The organism is Bifidobacterium sp. (assembly GCF_051876855.1).
In the GTDB taxonomy this organism is placed as follows: domain Bacteria; phylum Actinomycetota; class Actinomycetes; order Actinomycetales; family Bifidobacteriaceae; genus Bifidobacterium.
Genome location: NZ_JBJEIH010000060.1, coordinates 9,151 through 28,873 on the forward strand (window position 1 = coordinate 9,151; position 19,723 = coordinate 28,873).

General features: G+C 62.2%; 17 protein-coding genes and 1 pseudogene. 3 read left to right on the forward strand and 15 right to left on the reverse strand.

Going from position 1 to position 19,723, the window contains the following annotated elements:
* Positions 1–52: 52 nt before the first annotated feature.
* From trmD to cysS, 7 genes are all read right to left on the reverse strand, one after another.
* The gene (gene trmD / locus ACI38B_RS04415) at positions 53–967 is read right to left on the reverse strand and encodes a tRNA (guanosine(37)-N1)-methyltransferase TrmD (protein ID WP_439729703.1); all 915 of its coding nucleotides are present in this window, start codon (positions 965–967) and stop codon (positions 53–55) included.
* Between the two features lie 260 nt (positions 968–1,227).
* Positions 1,228–1,809, reverse strand: coding sequence for a ribosome maturation factor RimM (rimM, locus tag ACI38B_RS04420; RefSeq protein ID WP_439729704.1), 582 nt, complete (start codon positions 1,807–1,809; stop codon positions 1,228–1,230).
* A gap of 8 nt (positions 1,810–1,817) precedes the next feature.
* Positions 1,818–2,051: an RNA-binding protein gene (locus ACI38B_RS04425; protein ID WP_015449829.1), complete on the reverse strand. Its 234-nt coding sequence runs from the start codon at positions 2,049–2,051 to the stop codon at positions 1,818–1,820.
* Position 2,052: 1 nt separating this feature from the next.
* Entirely contained in the window at positions 2,053–2,514 is a 462-nt protein-coding gene (rpsP, locus tag ACI38B_RS04430; RefSeq protein ID WP_033493826.1) for a 30S ribosomal protein S16, read from the reverse strand.
* Positions 2,515–2,752: 238 nt separating this feature from the next.
* Positions 2,753–3,784, reverse strand: a complete 1,032-nt coding sequence (locus ACI38B_RS04435) for an endonuclease/exonuclease/phosphatase family protein (RefSeq protein ID WP_439729690.1) — start codon at positions 3,782–3,784, stop codon at positions 2,753–2,755.
* A 168-nt stretch (positions 3,785–3,952) separates the two neighbouring features.
* Positions 3,953–5,593 carry a signal recognition particle protein gene (gene ffh, locus ACI38B_RS04440; protein WP_439729691.1) on the reverse strand — a complete coding sequence of 547 codons (1,641 nt, stop codon included), beginning with the start codon at positions 5,591–5,593 and terminating at the stop codon, positions 3,953–3,955.
* Positions 5,594–5,765: 172 nt separating this feature from the next.
* Positions 5,766–7,376 (reverse strand): cysteine--tRNA ligase, encoded by a 1,611-nt coding sequence (cysS, locus tag ACI38B_RS04445; protein WP_439729705.1) that lies wholly within the window; start codon positions 7,374–7,376, stop codon positions 5,766–5,768.
* Positions 7,377–7,456: 80 nt separating this feature from the next.
* On the opposite strand from cysS, the gene ACI38B_RS04450 reads away from it, so the two are divergent.
* On the forward strand, positions 7,457–8,182 hold the full coding sequence (locus ACI38B_RS04450; RefSeq protein WP_439729692.1) for a type 1 glutamine amidotransferase: 726 nt from the start codon (positions 7,457–7,459) through the stop codon (positions 8,180–8,182).
* Positions 8,183–8,279: 97 nt separating this feature from the next.
* Positions 8,280–10,397 (forward strand): ABC-F family ATP-binding cassette domain-containing protein, encoded by a 2,118-nt coding sequence (locus tag ACI38B_RS04455; protein WP_439729693.1) that lies wholly within the window; start codon positions 8,280–8,282, stop codon positions 10,395–10,397.
* An 89-nt stretch (positions 10,398–10,486) separates the two neighbouring features.
* On the opposite strand, the gene ilvN is transcribed toward ACI38B_RS04455, so the two are convergent.
* From ilvN to coaD, 7 genes and pseudogenes are all read right to left on the reverse strand, one after another.
* On the reverse strand, positions 10,487–11,041 hold the full coding sequence (gene ilvN / locus ACI38B_RS04460; protein ID WP_015449836.1) for an acetolactate synthase small subunit: 555 nt from the start codon (positions 11,039–11,041) through the stop codon (positions 10,487–10,489).
* Positions 11,042–11,079: 38 nt separating this feature from the next.
* Positions 11,080–13,002: an acetolactate synthase large subunit gene (locus ACI38B_RS04465; protein WP_439729694.1), complete on the reverse strand. Its 1,923-nt coding sequence runs from the start codon at positions 13,000–13,002 to the stop codon at positions 11,080–11,082.
* A 512-nt stretch (positions 13,003–13,514) separates the two neighbouring features.
* Positions 13,515–14,321: pseudogene (gene rnc / locus ACI38B_RS04470) on the reverse strand (ribonuclease III); the annotation flags it as partial.
* A 515-nt stretch (positions 14,322–14,836) separates the two neighbouring features.
* Positions 14,837–15,031, reverse strand: a complete 195-nt coding sequence (gene rpmF, locus ACI38B_RS04475; RefSeq protein ID WP_015449839.1) for a 50S ribosomal protein L32 — start codon at positions 15,029–15,031, stop codon at positions 14,837–14,839.
* A gap of 96 nt (positions 15,032–15,127) precedes the next feature.
* Complete coding sequence (locus ACI38B_RS04480; RefSeq protein ID WP_439729696.1) at positions 15,128–15,721, reverse strand: YceD family protein; 594 nt, start codon at positions 15,719–15,721, stop codon at positions 15,128–15,130.
* A gap of 1 nt (position 15,722) precedes the next feature.
* Positions 15,723–16,457, reverse strand: a complete 735-nt coding sequence (locus ACI38B_RS04485; RefSeq protein WP_439729706.1) for a cell division protein — start codon at positions 16,455–16,457, stop codon at positions 15,723–15,725.
* A 490-nt stretch (positions 16,458–16,947) separates the two neighbouring features.
* Complete coding sequence (coaD, locus tag ACI38B_RS04490) at positions 16,948–17,463, reverse strand: pantetheine-phosphate adenylyltransferase (protein ID WP_439729697.1); 516 nt, start codon at positions 17,461–17,463, stop codon at positions 16,948–16,950.
* A 322-nt stretch (positions 17,464–17,785) separates the two neighbouring features.
* Between coaD and ACI38B_RS04495 the strand changes: the two genes are divergently transcribed.
* On the forward strand, positions 17,786–18,139 hold the full coding sequence (locus ACI38B_RS04495) for a DUF3039 domain-containing protein (RefSeq protein WP_439729707.1): 354 nt from the start codon (positions 17,786–17,788) through the stop codon (positions 18,137–18,139).
* A 227-nt stretch (positions 18,140–18,366) separates the two neighbouring features.
* Here ACI38B_RS04495 and ACI38B_RS04500 read toward each other — a convergent pair whose 3' ends face one another.
* Positions 18,367–19,719, reverse strand: coding sequence for a nicotinate phosphoribosyltransferase (locus tag ACI38B_RS04500; protein WP_439729708.1), 1,353 nt, complete (start codon positions 19,717–19,719; stop codon positions 18,367–18,369).
* Positions 19,720–19,723 lie beyond the last annotated feature (4 nt).

A 19,723-nucleotide genomic window follows, 5' to 3' on the forward strand; every position in this document is an offset into this window, starting at 1 on the left:
AACGTCCAAGATGTGATGGACGACATGTCCAATCGCCTAGCCGCTCGGCCGTCTACTCCCGATTCAGCCGCCGCGGATGCTCTGCCGAAACCTCCCAGCCGAGCGCCATCAGTGTTTTCCGGTCGGCCTTGCTCAGCTGCGCACAATCCAGCTGTTCAATGAGATCAGGCCGAATCGCATCGGTACGTGCCAACGCCTCATCGCGGCGGAAACGGTCGACCTTCCCATGGTCGCCCGAAAGCAGCACATCAGGCACGCCCATGCCGCGCCACACCGCCGGCCGCGTGTACTGCCGATGCTCGAGCAGCGCCTCGGAACCCGTATACGATTCCTCAACAATGGACTCCGGATTTCCCATAAACCCGGGCAGCAGGCGCGTAATCGCCTCCAACATCACCGATACCGCGACCTCGCCGCCGTTGAGTACATAATCACCGATCGAATATTCGCGCACATCCACGCCTTGCGCCCGGTAGTACTCAGGAATGCGCGCGTCATAGCCCTCGTAGCGCCCGCAGCCGAACATCAGTCGTTTGGCGTGACTTAGCTCAGTCGCGTCGCGTTGGGTGAACAGGGGAGCGGAAGGATTGGGGAAAATCAGCACGGTGTCGAGATTGTGGACGGGAGCCTGCGAATCGCTGTCGGATGCCGTATCCGCCGATGCGCTGTCGGATGCTGGCTGATGTTCCGCGTTGCCGGTGCCGTCGCTCTCGCCATCGGCGTTCACTTCGCGCGGTTCCAGTCCGAGCAGATCGTCCAGACATTCCGCCCAAACTTCCGGTTTCATGACCATTCCGGCGCCGCCGCCGACGGGGGTATCGTCCACGGAATGATGCACGTCATGCGTCCAATCGCGCAGATTATGGGCGTGGACACTGACGAGCCCCTTGCTTTGCGCTTTGCCGAACAGGCTTAGGTTCAGCACGTCGAAGTATTCGGGGAACACGGAAACGATATCGATCTGCATGCCCACCACTGTACCGGTCTGCCGTCCCAAGACGCGGAAATACTGCCGTCACGCGCTCAACGGTACCGATGTCGACGATTCGCTGGCGGTATTGGCGGACAGACGACGTGAGGGGTGTGCGCCCGGTTTGGAACGCACACCCCTCACGTGTTCTGGTCTCTTGATGTCGCGTGACATTGACGATGACGAGATGCCGATATCATCGGGCTCTATGCGCCGGACGCAGGTCGTCAGCAGGTCGTCAGCCAGTCACTGGGCGGTCACCAGCCGGGAATCAGCCCTCCCGGCGGATCAAGCGTCAAATACCCGTCCTCGAGGTCGATATCCGGCACCAGCTGGTCGACGAACGGCACCAGCGTGCTGGTTTCGCCGTCCACTGGCTTGTCGAGTCGGATCTTGAGCAGATATTGGGCGCCTTCGATGACGTCCACGACCTTGCCGACCTTCTGCCCGGCTGGCGCGCCGAGCGTGTTGCCTTCGGCGAACCGGGCTTCCAGCCCCAAGAGATCCTTCGGATACCACGCATCTTCTTCGAGCATGTCCTCCGGATCGTCGGCCTCGCCGTATAGGACGGTGCCGTTGAGGGCTTCTGCGGCGTCACGGTCGTCGACACCTTCGAAATGGATAATCCAACGGTTCTTGAAGGTCCGCGAGTGCGCGACCTCGAACTCCTGTTCGCCGTCACGCGTATAGAGCACGGAACCCGGTTCGAACCGGTAGTCAGGCTCGTCGGTGAACACCTGCACGGTGACTTCGCCTTTGAGCCCTTGAGCGCGGCCGATACGACAGACCCTCAGCAGTTCGCGCTGCTGAGGGTCGTCGGAGTGTTGCTGATGCACCACGCTCTCGCTCACCTGCGTACGTCCATGATGTCGACACGCACTTTGTGGTCGGCGATGGCCTGCACGACCGTGCGAATCGCATTGGCCGTACGGCCCTTGCGACCGATGACACGGCCGATGTCCTCAGGATTCACGCGCACGCGCAGCAGTTCGCCACGCGCGTTCTCGTGGGATTTGACCGAAACGTCATCCGGGAAATCCACGATGTTCTTGATGAGGTGTTCAACAGCTTGGGCGAGCATGTCACTCAGCCTTTTCCTCAGCCGGAGCTTCAGCGGTCTCCTCGGCCTTCTCAGCCTCGGCGGCGGCTTCGGCCTCAGCCTTGGCCTTGGCCTCAGCTTCGGACTTGGCGGCCTTCAGCTTCTGTGCCTGGGCTTCAGCGGCCTCGACACGAGCGGCGGCGTCCGGACCGGCTTCCGGGGTCTTCAGGGTGCCTTCGGCGCCCTCAATGCCCTTGAACTTCTGCCAGTCACCGGTGATCTTCAGCAGCTTGAGCACAGGCTCGGACGGCTGTGCGCCGACACCCAGCCAGTACTGAGCGCGCTCGGAGTCAATCTGGATGAGCGAAGGCTGCTTGTTCGGATCATAGATGCCGATCTCCTCGATGGAGCGGCCGTCGCGCTTGTTACGCGAATCCATGATCACCACGCGGTAGAACGCGTAGAACTTCTTGCCCATGCGCTTCAGACGAATCTTGGTTGCCAAAATGGCTCTCCTTGTATTGATAATGCGGGTTACAGCTTCTGTGTGGGGCACGGAAACCGAACCCACGTGTTCCTCATGACCGCGGAAAGAGAGGGCTCCACGCCCATGAATAACTGAACAAGTATAGCGCAAACCCCACGATGTTCCGGCGTGTCGTGCGCAGTGCCATCTTCTCTCTCACAAACTGTCTACGCTAGGTGGCGTGTTTGCGTAACCAGTTTGTGGAGGGGAGGGGCAGTTACCGCACGCTCAAGGTGACAAGCAACGCCCGATGATCGGTATCGCGCACGGTGATGGCCTGCGCCGAATGGAAGACCACGCCGCTGTTCGCCAACGCATGGTCCAGTTCGATACGCGGCCACGGCGTCCAAGAGGGGAACGTCAGGGTCGGGCCATGCGCGACATCAAGGCTCGCATCATGCACTCCGGCGGCGAGCACATCACGCAGGCACCGGTGGTCAAGGCAGGCGTTCAGGTCCCCGAGTACGACCACAGGCTCCGGACTCGTCGCGATGGCATCAAGTGCCCGCACGCCATACGACCATTCCCAGCACCCGCGCATCGGCGATTTCGTGTGTGCGGCGGCGAACGTGACTTGGCGCCCCGGATTGTTTGGAACGCCCGGTGTGTCGCATGCGTCCGCATCAACGGTGATGGCGGGAACATCCGCCGCGTGGATGTTCAGGAACGTCGCAATCCGCCCGACCGGTACCGCACGCGACCAGATCGCGTTGAACCCGCCGTTGTCTCCGGCATGCTGCGCACCCTGCTGACAGTAGGGTAGCAGCGTGTCCAAGCCCGCGTGCGAGAGCCGTTCGACGAGCTCGTCAGTGAGCTCTTCAAGCGCGAGCACATCGATGTGCCGCTCCCGGACCAGTCGCGCGATGTCCTCGGCATCGGCACGCCCATAGCGGCAGTTGAGCGTCATCGCATGGATGACACTGTCGGCAGAGGTTCCCGGACGTCCGGTTCTCTCGGTCGCAGTGTTCGCCGTTGCCTGCGGCGTTTTGGCAGTTCTGTCGAACAGATGCCGATAATACGGGGATTCGCCCGCGACCACCAGAACGAGCAGCACCACATACAACGCCGAACCACACCACCAACCGAGCGCCGCCGACCAAGCCGCGCCGATGACCGCCGGCACCCACAGATGTCGGTCAAGCGCGGTGCTGTACGGCATTGGCATATGCGCTTCCACACCCGCAGGCACAAAGCGCAGCAACCACCATATCAGCAACAGGACGGCGATTATCGTCAATACCACAGCCATTCGGGTTCGCTCCATTCACGTCTGTACAGTCCACCTGACCTGTGATGGGCATTATAGGGGAGATGAGGTGATGAGGCCCGCAAGCATCGCAAACGCTTGCGGGCCTCACGATTGACTGGTTCAGTCATTGACGCCGCCGGACGGCCATGAACCTGAAACGGCGTGGCATCAGCCGAGCAGATCGCCCAACCCATTGCCGAGATTCGGCGGCAGATCAGGGATGCCGTTCTCACCCATCATCTCCTGCAATCCGGCAGGAAGTGCGGGGTTCTGCGGCTTCTTGGCGAATGCGGAACCGCCGGAGCTCTTGCCGCCGCCAGCGAGTCGCTGACGCAATGCCTTCTCTTCGGCTTCGCGCTTCATCGGATTGCCGGACTTCGAGCCTTTCTTCTTCTTGCCGCCCTTCTTGTTCTTCTTGCCGCCGCCGGGGCCGCCGAATCCGGGGATACCGCCCATGCCGGCACGGTTCGTCATGCGGCGCATCATCTTGGATGCCTGCTCGAAACGCTCCAGCAGACCATTGACCGCGGACACGGTATTGCCGGAACCATAGGCGATGCGGGCGCGACGAGAGCCGTCGATGATCTTCGGGTTGCGACGCTCCTCAGGAGTCATCGAGCGGATAATCGCCTCAGTACGGTCGATCTCGTGCTCGTCAAGCTGCTCTAGCGCCTGACGATGGGCCGCCATGCCCGGAATCATGCCGAGCAGGTTCTTCATCGGGCCGAGTTTGCGCACCTGCTGCAACTGCTCCAAGAAGTCGTCGAGCCCGAAGGTGCCTTCGGACATCTTGGATGCCGCCTCGCGTGCCTGCTCCTCGTCGAACTGCTTCTGCGCCTGTTCGATAAGCGTGAGGATATCGCCCATATCGAGGATGCGGGACGCCATACGATCGGGGTGGAAGACCTCGAAATCCTTGAGTCCCTCGCCGGTGGAGGCGAACAGGATCGGCTTGCCGGTCACGCTGGCGACCGACAGGGCGGCACCACCGCGGGCGTCGCCATCGAGCTTGGACAAGACCACGCCGGTGAAGTCCACGCCTTCGTCGAAGGCCTTCGCGGTTTTGACCGCATCCTGGCCGATCATCGCGTCGATAACGAACAGGATTTCATTGGGATGCACGGCGTCGCGGATGTCGCGCGCCTGCTTCATGAGCTCTTCGTCAACGCCCAAACGGCCGGCGGTATCGATGATGACGACGTCGTACAGCTTGCGCTTGGCGAATTCGATAGAATCTCGCGCAACCTTCACCGGGTCGCCGGTGGTCTGACCGGGGGCTGCGACCGCCTCGCCGCCGTCGGACTGCACACCCTTCTCGGGGGCGTACACCGGTACGCCGGCGCGTTCGCCGACGACCTGCAACTGGGTGACCGCGTTCGGGCGCTGCAAATCAGCGGCAACCAGCAGCGGGGTGTGACCGGCGTCCTTCAGCCAGTAACCGAGCTTGCCGGCGAGCGTGGTCTTACCGGCGCCTTGAAGGCCGGCGAGCATGATGATCGTCGGCGGGTTCTTCGCGAAATTCAGCGGACGGTCGACGCCGGCGCCGAGAATCGCGGTCAACTCCTCGTTGACGATTTTCACGACCTGCTGCGCCGGGTTCAGCGCCTGCGAGACTTCCTCGCCGAGCGCGCGTTCGCGCACGCGGCCGGTGAAGGAACGGACGACTTCAAGCGACACGTCGGCGTCGAGAAGCGCACGGCGGATTTCGCGGATGGTACCGTCGATATCCGCTTCGGAAAGCTTGCCCTTGCTCTTCAAATGCTTGAAGGCATTCGAGAGCCGGTCTGTCAAAGAACTAAATGCTGCCATAATGCATTCCAGTCTAGCCGTGATGCGGGAAAAACCGCCACCCGCGCCCCTTCTGTTTCTGCCGACGCTGAGGTGGGTGTGAGCGGCGGCAGAAGTTGTGGTTCTGTTTCCGCCGACGGTGAGGTGGGCGTGAGCATCGGCAGAAGGTGATGAGTTCAGAGCGCCGTTTGCGTCACTTGAGCGACCAGGTCGAACCGGACGGCGTGTCCTCGATGGCAATCCCGACCGCCGCAAGCTCGTCGCGAATCGCGTCGGCTTTTGCGAAATCCTTCGCGGCGCGCGCGGCTTGACGAGCATGAAGCTGCTCGGAAACCAAAGCATCGAGCGCGTCGGCGGCCGTGGAATCCCCGCCGTCTTCGGCACCGGCCCACGGTTCAGCCAGCGGATCGAGCCCGAGCGTATCGAGCATCGCGCGCACGGACACCAAAGCCTCGCGCACCCGTGCCTGCACCACGTCATCGGCATGATCCTCGACCTGCGACAACAGCGTGTTGCCTGAGCGAATCGTGCTGAAGACCGCTGCGATTGCGCCGGACACATTGATGTCGTCGTTCATCGCGTTGACAAAATCAGCGGGCAGCTGATCGGCGCCCACCGCGGTGATTTCCTCACGGGACGGCTGACCGCCGATGGCGGCGCCGGCGCGTTCGATGAAGTTGCTCACGCGCTCAAATGCGGCCTGCGCCTCGGTGAGCGTCTGGTCGGACCATTCGAGCATCGACCGGTATTGCACGGATCCGAGCGCGTAGCGCACCACCCACGCGCTGTGTTCGGCGAGCACCGCCGGTACGGACAGTCCGTTGCCCAAGGATTTGGACATTTTCTCGCCCTTGGCGGTCACCCACGCCGAATGCATCCAGCGGGCCGCGGAATTCCAGCCGGCCGCGCGGGTTTGCGCCATCTCGTTCTCATGGTGTGGGAAGCGCAAATCAAGCCCGCCACCATGGATGTCAAACGCTTCACCCAGATAGCGGTGGCTCATCGCGGAGCATTCGATATGCCAGCCGGGACGCCCCACACCGAACGGGGTCGCCCAGCGCGCATCCTGCGGATCGGTGGCCTTCGGCGCCTTCCACAGCGCGAAATCACGGGGATCATGCTTGTCGGGGGAGGCGTCGGCCGGGTCAACGGGATTGTATTTGTCGTTGCCCGCCGCATCCACGCTCGGACCCATGCGGTCGGCGACAGCCGCGGCCTCATCCGCTTCGACGGCGCCCTGCTTCTGATGCGTCAATTCGCCGTAATGCGGCCAGCTCGCCACATCGAAATACACGTTGCCGGTCGGCTTGCCGTTGGCATCCTTCACCACGTAGGCGTGCCCGTTGCGGATGATCCGCTCGATGAGCTCGACCATGTCGGGGATATGTCCGGTCGCACGCGGCTCGACCGTAGGCGGAAGCACGCCGAGCGTATCGTAGGCGCGGGTGAACTCACGCTCGTAGTAGTATGCGCGCGCCCACCACTGCTGTCCTGCGGCGGCGGCCTTGTCGAGAATCTTGTCGTCGATATCGGTGACGTTGCGCACGAAAGTCACGTCATAGCCCAGACGCAGCATCCAGCGGCGGACGATGTCGAAGGCGACGGCGGCGCGGATATGCCCGATATGCGGGGAGCTTTGCACCGTCGCACCACACACGTAAATCCCCACATGGCCGGGACGGATCGGCCTGAACGGCGACACGGCATGCGAGGCGGTGTCGTACAGATTCAGCCCGGCGGCGGCTCCAGCGAGCTCATGTGCGCCGGAAATGTTGGAATTCTGCGGTTCTTCGACGTTTCCCATACCCATGAGCGTATTCGATTTGCCAGACAAAATCGGCCGGGTGTCCGCATGTTTACATAGGCAATGCCACAATGGTGTGTATGACGCAACCAGAAGTGCTTATCGTGCAGCATGTCCCGTGGGAGAAGCCGGGGCGTATTTTGGATAGCCTTGAGGACTTGCAAATCCCGACGCAGACCGTCAACATCGTCAAGGAAAAGAAGCCAGACCTGCCGGATTTCAAGGAGCTCGCAGGCGTGGTGATTATGGGCGGGCCCATGGGCGCCCAAGACTATGACAAATACCCGGGGCTCAAGGCGGAGGAGAAGCTCGCGCGAGCCGCGATCAGCGTTGGCAAGCCGGTGCTCGGCATCTGCCTGGGCCATCAGATCATCGCCGGGGCGCTGGGCGCGAAGCTCAGCCACGGCAAGGAGCCGGAAATCGGTTTCGCTCCAATCAAGCGCGTCGACAAGCATGATTACTTCTCCATGTGGGGCAAGGAACTCAACGTCCTGCACTGGCATAACGATGTGGTCGGTCTGCCGGAGGGCGCCCAGCTGCTCGCACGGTCGGCGAATACGAAAAACCAGGCATTCCGGGCGGGTTCGGCCTTGGGCTTGCAGTTCCATCTGGAGGTCACAGCCACGCTACTTGACGAATGGCTCTCCGAACCGGCCATGGTCGAGGGAATGAAAAAGTCGCAGATCGCCAAGATTCGCGATGATTTTGCCGAATACGACCCGCAGCTGCAGCCTTTGGCCGACCAGGTCTTCTCCGGGTTCGCGGCGCGTTGCAACACGTATATCCAGTCTCTGCGCGGACGGTAAGACCGCTGGCCTTGCGCACGTTGCCGCGGTCCAGGCCTGAAACGGCCGTTTATGCGCCGTCCGCGCTGCCTATGCCGGGCGATACGATGGGGGCATTATGCCGACTTATGATCTTGGACTGGAACACGTTTCGCTTTCGTTCGCCACGAAAACCATCTTCACCGATGTCACGCAAGGGGTATTTGAGGGCGACCGCATCGGTATCGTCGGACGCAACGGCGACGGCAAATCCACGTTGTTGCGCCTATTTTCCGGGGAACAGCAGCCTGATTCCGGCCGTGTGATCACGCGCAACGGGCTGACCTTCGGTATGCTCAGGCAGCGCGATCCGCTTGACGACAACGCGACGCTGCGCGAGGCGGCGCTCGAGGGGCGCGAAGACTACGAATGGGCGTCCGACACGTCGTCGCGTGAAATCGTCGAGGCGCTGCTCGGCGGCATGAGCCTTGACGCCAAAGTCGGCTCGCTGTCCGGTGGCCAGCGTCGTCGCGCCGATTTGGCCCGCCTGCTGCTCAAGGATTGGGATATCCTCGCGTTGGACGAGCCGACCAACCATCTTGACGTCGTGACAATCCACTGGCTTGCCGAACACCTGAAGAACCGCTGGGCGTCCGGGCAGGGTGCGCTGCTGCTGGTCACCCACGACCGGTGGTTCCTTGACGAGGTGTGCGAGTCGATGTGGGAAGTGCACGACGGGCTGATCGACCCCTTCGAAGGCGGGTACAGCGCGTACATGCTGCAACGCGTGGAACGTGACCGTCAGGCCGATGTGCGTGAGGAACGCCGGCGCAATCTCGCCCGCAAGGAGCTCGCATGGCTGTCCCGCGGCGCGAGGGCGCGTTCGACCAAGCAGAAGTTTCACGTGAAACAGGCGCGCGAGCTCATCGCCGATGTGCCACCGATGCGCAACACGCTGGAATTGAAGCAGATGGCGACATCGCGACTGGGCAAACAGGTCGTCGATCTGATCGATGTGACGCAGATCTATTCGCAGGATGACGAGCGTCGGCTCGATGCCGATGCGGCCGCCGTCACCGCGGCATCCGGGCGTGTGGACGTGGTTCCGCCGCTGTATGCCGAGCCGATTGTCACCGGTTCTGTTCAGCTGTCAGTCGACCCGGATGCGCCGATTCCCGGCACAGGGGAGCGCGAGGCTTCCGCTCATGTGTCCGAGACGAGTGATGCGGATGAGACGCCGGCCGCCGATACCGCCGCCGCGCGCACGGTGACCGTATCCGGGCGCAAAATCCTTGATGATGTGACTTGGCTGATTGGCCCGGGTGACCGATTCGGCATCGTCGGTGCCAATGGTGCCGGCAAATCCACGCTGCTCAGGATCATCGACGGCACCCTCACCCCGACGTGCGGGCATGTGAATATCGGCAAAACCGTGAAATTCGCGGTGCTTTCGCAGCGGCTCGACGAGCTGGAGAAACTCGGTAATTACAAAATCAAGGAAGTGCTCAGCCGATATAAGCCGAGCTATATCGTCGACGGCAAGGAAGTTACCCCGGCCCAGCTTATGGAACGGCTCGGCTTTTCGTCAGCCCAGCTCATGACCCCTATCAGGGACCTGTCAGGCGGTCAAAAACGCCGGATGCAACTGTTGCTGATCCTGCTTGACGAGCCCAACGTGCTCATCCTCGACGAGCCGGGCAACGACCTGGACACCGACATGCTCGCGGTGATGGAGGATTTGCTTGACACCTGGCCGGGCACGCTGATTGTCGTATCGCACGATCGGTACTTGCTGGAGCGTGTCACCGACGAGCAGTTCGCGTTGATCGGCGGCAAAGTCAGACATCTGCCCGGCGGCGTCGGCGACTACCTTGATATGGTCGAACGGGCCCGGAAAGACGGCGATTGGTCGGCTATTCTCGGCACCGGCGAAGACCGGAAAGGCGGCACCGGTACCAAGGGTGGCTCCACCGCTTCGGACGGCGGCAAGCAGCCGGACGCCAACCAAGCCAAGACCCAGACGCACAAGCTAGGCGGCAAGGAATTCCACCAGGTGTCCAAGCGGGTGTCCGCCATCGAGCGCAAACTGGCGAAACTCGAGGAAAACCGCGCTGATATCGAGGCGAAGATGGCTGCACACGACCCCAGTGATTTCGCCGGACTCAACGAGCTCAACACGCAGCTGACCGCGGTAACGGACGAGAAGGACTCGCTGGAAGCCGAATGGCTGGAGTTGTCCGAAGAGTTGGAAGGCTGACAACGCGCCAAACGGCAGTCATTCTTACAACAAACAATGCCCCGTGAAACCCAAGGCTTCACGGGGCATTGTCGTAAGCGTGCGGGCCGTCAGCGGCCGGTAATCTCCGAACCGATGACTTTCTCACTCAGCGCCTTCGGGCCGCGGGTTACCGCGACCGCGCCGGAACGGACCAGCTCAATCACGCCGTAATGCTCAAGCAGACCGAGCAGCGCGTCGATCTTGCCTTCCGCGCCGGTCGCCTCGATGGTCAGCGACTCCGGGTTCACGTCGACCACGCGCACACGGAACAGACGCACGATTTCCAGCACGTCGGAACGGTTGGATTCGTCGGCGCTGACCTTGATGAGCACAAGTTCGCGCTCGACCGTGTTGTTCGGATCCAGCTCGACGATTTTCAGCACGTGCAGCAGCTTGTTGAGCTGCTTGATAATCTGCTCCAGCGGCACCGCCTCGACATCGGCCGTCACCGTGATGCGGGAGATATCCGGGCGTTCCGTAGGCGAAACGGACAGCGAGTTGATGTTGAACGCACGACGGGCGAACAGGCCGGCCACGCGCGCGAGCACGCCAGGACGGTTTTCGACCAGCACGGACAGGGTGTGACGCTCGGAACCGGGCTGTGATGCGGGATAGTTTGCCATGATGACTCCTCTAAACCTCGATGCCTTCCTTGCTGGACTCACGCCGCGTCCGCGGCTGCGACGGAATTGCCGGTGTTGTTTGCCGCGGCCTTCGCCTGGGCGGCGGGGCTGAGCAGCGGGCGGACACCTGGACGGTAGGCGACCTCGTCGTTGGATGCGCCGGCCGGGACCATCGGCCACACCATCGCGTCCTTCCAGACACGGAAGTCGATGAGCACCGGGCGGTCGTTGATCGCATTGGCCTTCTTGATTGCCTCAAGCGCCTCGTCCTTCGTGAACGCGCGCATGCCGACGCAATCGTAGGCTTCGGCGAGCTTCACGAAATCAGGCACATCAACGATATCGTCGCGGTTCTCGCCGTCGTTCAGGCTTGTCGCCGAATAATGATGGTCGAAGAACAGGGTCTGCCACTGGCGGACCATGCCGTACACGGAATTGTTGATGATTGCGATTTTGATCGGCGTGTGGTCGAGCAGGGCGGTCGCCAGTTCCTCGGAGGTCATCTGGAAGCTGCCGTCGCCGTCGATAAGCCACACTGGCTTGCGGCCGTTGAATTCGCGCTGCGAGCCGACTTTCGCGCCAATTGCGGCGGGCAGGCCGAAGCCCATCGTGCCCAGGCCACCGGAGGAGATCCACGAATGCGGATGCTCGAAATCGATGAGCTGCGACGCCCACATCTGGTGCTGGCCGACGCCCGCGACCCAAATGGTCTCGGGGTCAGCGTTCTTGGACAGCTGCTCGACGACCCACTGCGGGGAGAGCGACCCGTCCACGGGGGCGTCCTGCGGCTCGTCGTATGTGGTCGGGTACTTTTCACGCCATTCGTTGATTTGCGACCACCACGGCTTGAGGTTCGGCTTGCTGTGGATGGCCTGCTGACGCTTGATTTCGGGGATCAGGTCGTCAAGCACTTCGGCCACGTCGCCGACGATTGGCACGTCGGGCTGACGGTTCTTGCCGATTTCCGCCGGGTCGATGTCGATGTGGATGACGCGGGCGGCGGGGGCGAAGGAATCAAGCCGGCCGGTCACTCGGTCGGAGAATCGCGAACCGATGGCGACCAGCAAATCGCAACGTTGGACTGCGCCGGTCGCGGCGATGGTGCCGTGCATACCGAGCATGCCGAGCACCTTCGGATCGGAATCCGGGACGATGCCGCGTGCGGGAAGCGTGGTGACGATTGGCGCGCCCGTCAGATCGGCGAGTTCCTTGACCTGCTTGCCGGCGTTGGAGCGGACCGCGCCGCCGCCCACGTACAGCACCGGACGGTAAGACTGCGAGAACAGCTTCGCCGCATCCGACAGCACGTGGCCATGCGCCTTGGTCGTGGGGTTGTAGCCGGGAAGAATCATTCGCTGCGGCCAGGAGTAATACATCTGGCCGTTTTGCGCGGTCTTCGTCAAATCGACGACCACCGGGCCGGGGCGGCCGGAACCGGCGATATAGTAGGCTTCAGCGAGCACGCGCGGAACATCCTGCGCGTTCGTGACCAGATAGGAATGCTTGGCGACCGGGTAAGTGATGCCGACGATATCGGCCTCCTGGAAAGCATCGGTGCCGATGGCGCCCACGCCCACCTGGCCGGTGATGACGACCATCGGGATGGAATCCATATTGGCGTCCGCGATGGCGGTGACCACGTTCGTGGCGCCCGGGCCGGAGGTGACGATGCACACGCCGACCTTGCCGGTCGCGACGGCGTATCCTTCTGCCGCATGGCCTGCAGCCTGCTCATGACGGGTCAGCACGAAGCGGAACTTGGTGTGCTGATTGATGGCGTTGTAAACAGGCAGGATGGCTCCGCCGGGGATACCGAATACGTCCTTGACGCCCAGATCCTCCAGCGCACGGACCAGCGCCTGTGCGCCGGTCATTTTCTCACCGTCGACGATGGACTGTTTCTCCGTTGCGGGTGCCTTAGGCACGCCGCTGAATGCCTGAAGTGGCGTTGGTGTAGCCATGATCCCTCTCATGTGTGTATTGGTGGTGCTCCGCTGCGGCGTCGCCCCTGGTGAGGCGCAACCCGGTGAGGCTCCTGTGCCGCCTGTCCCGCTTGTGGCGGTCTGGCAGGCAAGATAGTTGTATTGGTCTTATCGTAATCGCCTGTGGAGAGATAATCGCCGGACCGACCACATGATGGTAACGGTTCGGCGATTCCTCTGTGGAGTTGCCATGGCTGGACAAGGGCGTTGCGGCCGCCTGCGGAGCCGTCTATGCGGTCGGCCCGCGGGGTTGGTCTGTTGGGTTGGCCTATGCGGTTGGTCTGTTGGGTTGACCTGCGGGACCTCCTGCGCTGCTGCCTGCGCGGCTGGCCGCAACGGTTGCGTGTTACGGATCGTCAGGCGACGTCGGTTGCGTGGTCGGTGCCGGTGATTGCGGTGCCGTCGTCAGTGCTGCTGTTCTTACCGTCGTTGCTGCCATCGGCATCTGCGGTATCGCCGGAGTCTGCATGGGCGCGCATACGATTGCAGTCGCGTTCGCGTTGTTTAAGCGTATGCCACGCCTGTTTCGCCGCGGCAAGTTGCGCTTTGCGCTTGCTTGTCCCCGAACCGGTCCCCAGCAGCGGATCGTCGCCTTCCTGCGCGATCGACCCGTGTTCGTCACGGATCGGCAGTGTCCAGCGCGTGCCATACCCGCCGGGAAGAATAGCGCGGGCGGTGAACTGTTGCGCGTATTCCGGACCACTGACCGACATGCGGTACACCGGCTCGGTCAAATCCATGTGATGGGCGAGCACGGTCAGCGAGGTCTTCCAATCCAAAGCCGGGCCTTCTGTGGCGACTTCCCGGAGCGTATCGTCCACCAGCCGGTGAACCACTTCGCGCGCCCCGTCGATGCCGTGTTCGACGAAAGTGGCGCCGATCAGGGATTCAACGATGTCGCACAGAATGGAACTTTTATCAGCCCCGCCGGATTCGGATTCGCCGTGGCCAAGCAAAATGAATGGTCCGACATGGAGTTTGTCGCGCGCAATGGCCGATAACGATTCCTCGGACACCGCCTTGGCGCGCATCTTCGCCAGCTGCCCTTCCGTCATGTCGGGATGCGCCTTGAACAGGGTCTCTGTGGAGACCAGTTCCAGCACTGCATCGCCGAGGAACTCGAGCCGCTCATAGTTGGGGGCGCCGGGATGCTCATGAGAGAACGAGCGGTGCGTCAACGCCTGGACGAGGAGCTCGGGGCTGATGGTGGTGCCGAGTGCGTCGAGCAGTTCCTTGGTCGGCGCTTGGTCGGCCGCTTCCTGTCCGGAAACGCCGACATGATGCCGTTGCTGGGACATCTCATCGGTATGGTTTGCGTGCGATGCGCCGGATGGATGGTGCTTGTGGTGGTGCTGATGCTCTGATGTGCCGTCGCGGTTGATGGCCATGCTGGGTGCCCCCTGTCTGTGTCCTGTTCTGTCGTCATGCGCGGTGCGTGACGGCTCGGCGGCTTCCGGTGTTCTGCTGACGGCCGAATCAGGGGATGTCCCCGTTGTGGTAGCCGGCAGGATGCCTGAAGTCCATGTCTTGATGGCTTGCGCGTCGGGGGTTGCTCGTCAATTGCTCGTCGGTTGGCAGGCGTTCCTTCTGTGCAAGACCTAATCACTATCATAGCGGCGGCCGTGATATTGCCGGTCTTCGGCTCAGCACACCCAGGGGATGGGTGGGGTATCTGCTCGGTGTGCGACGTCTCGCTCGCACTGTGGACGGAATCGTCACAGGTACGCGGAATCGTCGCAGATACGACAGAACCCTGCCACCCGTCGATGGCAGGGTTCTGATCTACTGAATTACCTCAGCTGCTCCGGAGCGCTCACTTGGTGTGGGCGGACTGGATGGCGTCACGATAGACGCGGCCGCGGAAGGAACCGCAGCTCGGGCAAGCCACGTGCGGCAGCGTCGGAGCGCCGCAGTTCGGGCAGGTGACGGTCTGCGCGGCAGACGCTTTCCAGTTCGCGCGACGCGAATGCGTATTGGCGCGCGAGGTCTTGTACTTAGGCAGTGCCATGGTGTAATCCTCTATTTCGTTCGAACGATTGAGCTTAAGCGTTCAGAATTGTACCGCATAGCTCGTACAACGTCCATCGGGGCGGCATGGCGCCGGTCACTGGTCCTTCGTCTCCCGCTCAAGCTGTTCTTTGAGCCCGGCGAGCGCCGCGAATCGGATGTCCGTGGTGTCGTGCTTGTGTTCGGGGTGCTCGTTGAGGTTGATACCGCATTGCGGGCACAAGCCTTTGCAGTCGGGCTGACACAGCGGTTGCAGCGGCAGGCTTTCGGCGAAGGTGTCGCGTAGTAGGGCCTCGAGATCGGCGAAACACCCGTCGGGGCTGAGCGGGTAGGTATCTTCGGATTCCTCTTCTCCGGCGATGATGTCGGTGTCGTCGTCCGCTTCCTCTTCCTTGTAGGAGTATGGGAAGAACGCGGTGACGTCGGTGCCCCAGTCGTGTTGCAGTGGTTTGAGGCAGCGGGTGCATTCCGCGTGGACGGGGGCGGTGACGTGGGCGTGGAATACCAGACCGTCAACGATGGAGTCGAACGCCCCGTTCACATGAACCGGTTCACCTTCGGTTACGCCGACAATGGCGTCGCCGATTCCGCTCGGGGCGGGGAAGTCCGCTTCCACGGGGGAGCTTTGCCCCGGTCGTGAGGCGACTTGCGCCACGGATACTGCCCATGCTGAATCTTCTGGACGTGCCATATCAAGCCTCCGGATAGTCGTCTGATTGGATGTGGTCAAGCCGTGCGCTCGCTTCGCGTTCGCGCTGGTCGAGTACTGTCAGGCCGCCCCGTACGTCTTGGCTGAGCTTGTCGAGCTGGTCTTGCAGGCCTTGCATGACATCGGTGCAGTACTGGTTGGCGCCGCTGGTGAGTTTGTCGGCTTGTGTTTGTGCCTGGTCGAGGATAGCACGCGCCTTCTGCTTCGCGATATTGGTGATGTTGTCCTGCCCGGCGAGGAACTGTGCCTGCTCCTGGGCATCCCGCACGATGTCCGCGGCGCGGCTTTGCGCCGACGATACGACGGCGTTCGCTTGGGTTTGCGCGTTTTCGAGACGGCGTTCCGCTTCGCGCATCAGCGCCGAGGCGCGTTCCAGCTGGACGGGCAGCATGGTTTTCAGTTCGTCGAGTTGGCTGGCGAATGCGTCGCGGTCAATTCTGACTTGGGAAGGGGTGAAGATGCTGCTTTTTGCCTCGTCAAGCTGCTGTTCAAGAGAGTCGATGATGTCGTAGACGGTGGTGAATTCCGCGCGGCTCTTGTCTTCCGGATCGTCGTGCGGGTCAAGGGCGTGCGGGTCGGCGGCATGTGGGTTGCGTTGCGCATTGGCGCGCGCATCATTGCGGCCGGCGGAAGCATCGGCGTGGTCGTCGTCCGAAGGTGTGTTCGAGTTGGCGCCGCCGCGGCTCGACGGGTCGCGCAAATCCGGCAGGGAAGACATGTCGAACGGGGAGAACACCGGTTTCGCCGTCGGTTTCGTGTTTTCTGGGTGTTCTGTGACTTGTGCGGTACGAGTGTTGCCGTCATGGGGGGCAGTGCCCGGGGCGCCACCCGCGGCGGGTGCGTCTTGCCTGGCGTCGGCGGATGGTGCCGATGCCGACAGTGGCGTGGTCTGGTGTTGCGTGGGAATCTGGGTGCTTGCTGACATGCTGGCTGACGCGCTGGCTGGTTCGCTTGCCGGATTGCTTGCCGGAGTGCCCGTCTGACCGTCGCCGGTATCGGTCGCGTGCTGAGGATCGTTGGCGTTGTTGGCTTCCTCGCCTGTCATGCTGTCTCCTTGCTACCTGTGGTGTCCTGTGGCTGTCAGTGTCGGCGTACGGTCGGTCGCGCTCGCCGCTGCGTAATGTCCTGCTGCCACGTCGTTGCGTCTTCCTCTATCGTAGGCGATATGCCGTCGGTGTCGGGGTCGTTTTGCCGCGGTGTGTTACCGGTTATTTCCCGACTTGACTGGCTTGTCGTTCCTGTTCTTCTTCGTGCAGCGCCCGTTCGAGCAAGGGGATGACGCAATCGGGGACCATGCCGGTCACATCGCCACCATGGCGGGCGACATCTTTGACGACGGAGCTGGAAATGTGTTCAAGCACCGGGTCGGCGGGCAGGAACAGAGTTTCTACGTCGGCGAGTTTGCGGTTGACGAGCGCCATGCCGAGTTCCGCCTCGTAATCGCCGTTCTGCCGCAGACCTTTGACGATGACGGTCGCGCCGACTTTCTTGCAGTAATCGGTGATGAGGCCGTCGGTGGATGCGACGGTCACGTTGTCGCATGTCCCGCCGAGTGCCTGACGGATGATATCAACCCGGGTGTGTTCGGAAAACATCGGTGTTTTCGCTGCGTTGACGGCCACGACCACATGCACTTGCGTGAAGAAGCGCGAGCAGCGTCGGATAACGTCAAGATGTCCGGCGGTTACCGGGTCGAACGAGCCGGGGCATACTGCGATAGTCATAGCACAAGCGTACCGCGTTTCCCGCCCGGGGCGTCAGCTGTCTCAGCGCCGGTAGAAGGTCGCGCTGCTGTTTCTGCCGACGGTGAGTTGGCTGTGAGCGTCGGTAGAGGGTTGAGCTGACGGTGAGTGGGTCGTCAGTGTCGGTAGAAGGTGGCAGGGCGACGGGCCGTGGGCGCTTTCTGCGATGTGCCGCCGCCGTCGGTATCTCGCGTGACTATGATGGTGGCATCGACGACAATCCGGTGGAAGGCGGTAACTCATGAACAGGTACGGGGAAAGCATCAGCGACAACAAGAATATGCTCGTAGAAGAGCCATGCGATATGCTGCGGACGGCGAGTTCCGCTGCGGGTTCCGTGGCGGGGCTGACCGCACGTGACGCGGATGAGGCCGTCTCTCCGCTGTCGAATCCGGATTCCGCGACCGGCACGGCGGTGTTGGAGCGCCCACAAGCAGAAGAGAAGCTCAAAGGCACTGATGACGGCGATGCCGACCGTTTCGCGCATTACGTCTCCAAGCGCCGCATGGAGCAGTCCCGCCTGACCGGTCGTCCGGTGGTCGCGTTGTGCGGCAAAATCTGGGTGCCGAAGCATGATCCGTCGCAGTATCCGGTATGCCCGGAATGCAAGCGCATCTATGAGCAGATGATGGGCGGCGCCGGTAACGGGGGCGAGTGAGCCCAGTTTCCTGCCGACACACTTTCCCGCGTGCAAACGATATCAATACGAATACGATGGGCCGGCTGTGGGGCGTTGAAACGTCCCCGCAGCCGGCCCATCGTGCGTATGGATGCAAGACCATGCGCTGATTGAGCACCTGCTCACCGCATCGCGGGAACTGTGACAATCATTGCACTGCCAGCACTAATCGCAGCGATGATGGCGCTGGTTGGCATCAGTCACAGTCACAGCACCGTCGTCTCGGTTGGAATCGCCGGGTCGCCCTTCATCAGGCTTTGCGCGGTAATCGGCAGCTCCGCCAACGCCTTCGCGCGGTAGTTGTGTGCGTTGACAATCGCGTCATGGCCCTGGTAATCATGGTTGATTTCGCCATGATCGACGTACTGCACGAGCAGGTCCTTCCAATCCTCGGGCGCGTGGAATCCAGCCAGCTTGCTTTCGGACCCGGAAATGACGTGTTCACAATCCGCGAGATTGTACTCATAGGAGCGGTAGGCGAGCTTGCGCCCCGGGACGGTCGCCTTGTCCTTGGATTTCTTGGCGACCGGCTCCATGATGCCGTCCGCGTTCTCGCGTTCGGTCAGTTTGTAGACCATCGCGCAGGTCGGGGCGCCGGACCCGGTGACGAGCATCGTGCCCACGCCGTAGGAGTCGACCGGTGCGGTCTGCAGCGCGGCGAGCGCGTATTCGTCGAGGTCGTTGGTGACGGTGATGGTCGTGGAAGTCGCGCCCAGGGCATCCAGTTCGTTGCGCACGCGTTGCGCCATCGCGGCCAGGTCGCCCGAATCGATGCGCACACCGCCGAGGTCGGGGCCGGCAACTTCGACGGCGGTTTTCACGGCTTCTTCGATGTTGTACGTGTCGACCAGCAGTGTGGTGCCCTTGCCGAGCGCGTTGATCTGCGATTCGAAGGCCTCGCGCTCGCTGTCATGCACGAGAGTGAAGCAGTGGGCCGCAGTGCCGATGGCTTTGAGGCCGTACAGCTGGGCGGCCAGCAGGTTCGCGGTGCCTTGGAAGCCGCCGACGACCGCCGCGCGTGCTGCGGCGACCGCGGCCCATTCGTTGGTTCGCCGGCCGCCCATATCCATGCAGGGGCGGTCCTTGGCGGCGCTGACCATGCGGGAGGCTGCGGAGGCGACGGCGGAATCATAGTTGAGGATGGACAGCAGCAGGGTTTCGAGCAGCGTGCACTCGCCGAAGGTGCCTTCGACCTGCAGGACCGGCGAATTCGGGAAGAACATCTCGCCTTCGCGATACCCCTTGATTGAGCCGGTGAAGCGGAAGTCCTTGAGCCAGTCGAGCGTCTCCTTGCTTACGATCTTGCGGTCGGCGAGGAACGCGAGGTCGTCATCATCAAGATGGAAGTGTTCAAGCGCGTCGAGGATGCGCCCGGTGCCGGCGAGCACGCCGTAGCGGCGGCCTTCGGGCAGATGCCGGGTGAAGATTTCAAAGACGCATGGGCGGTTTGCGGTTCCGTCCTTGAGCGCGGCGTCCAGCATGGTGTATTCGTACATGTCGGTCATCAGTGCCGGTGAGTAATCAACCATGATTTGTCCTTCTCGTGATGTTCTCGTGATTGGG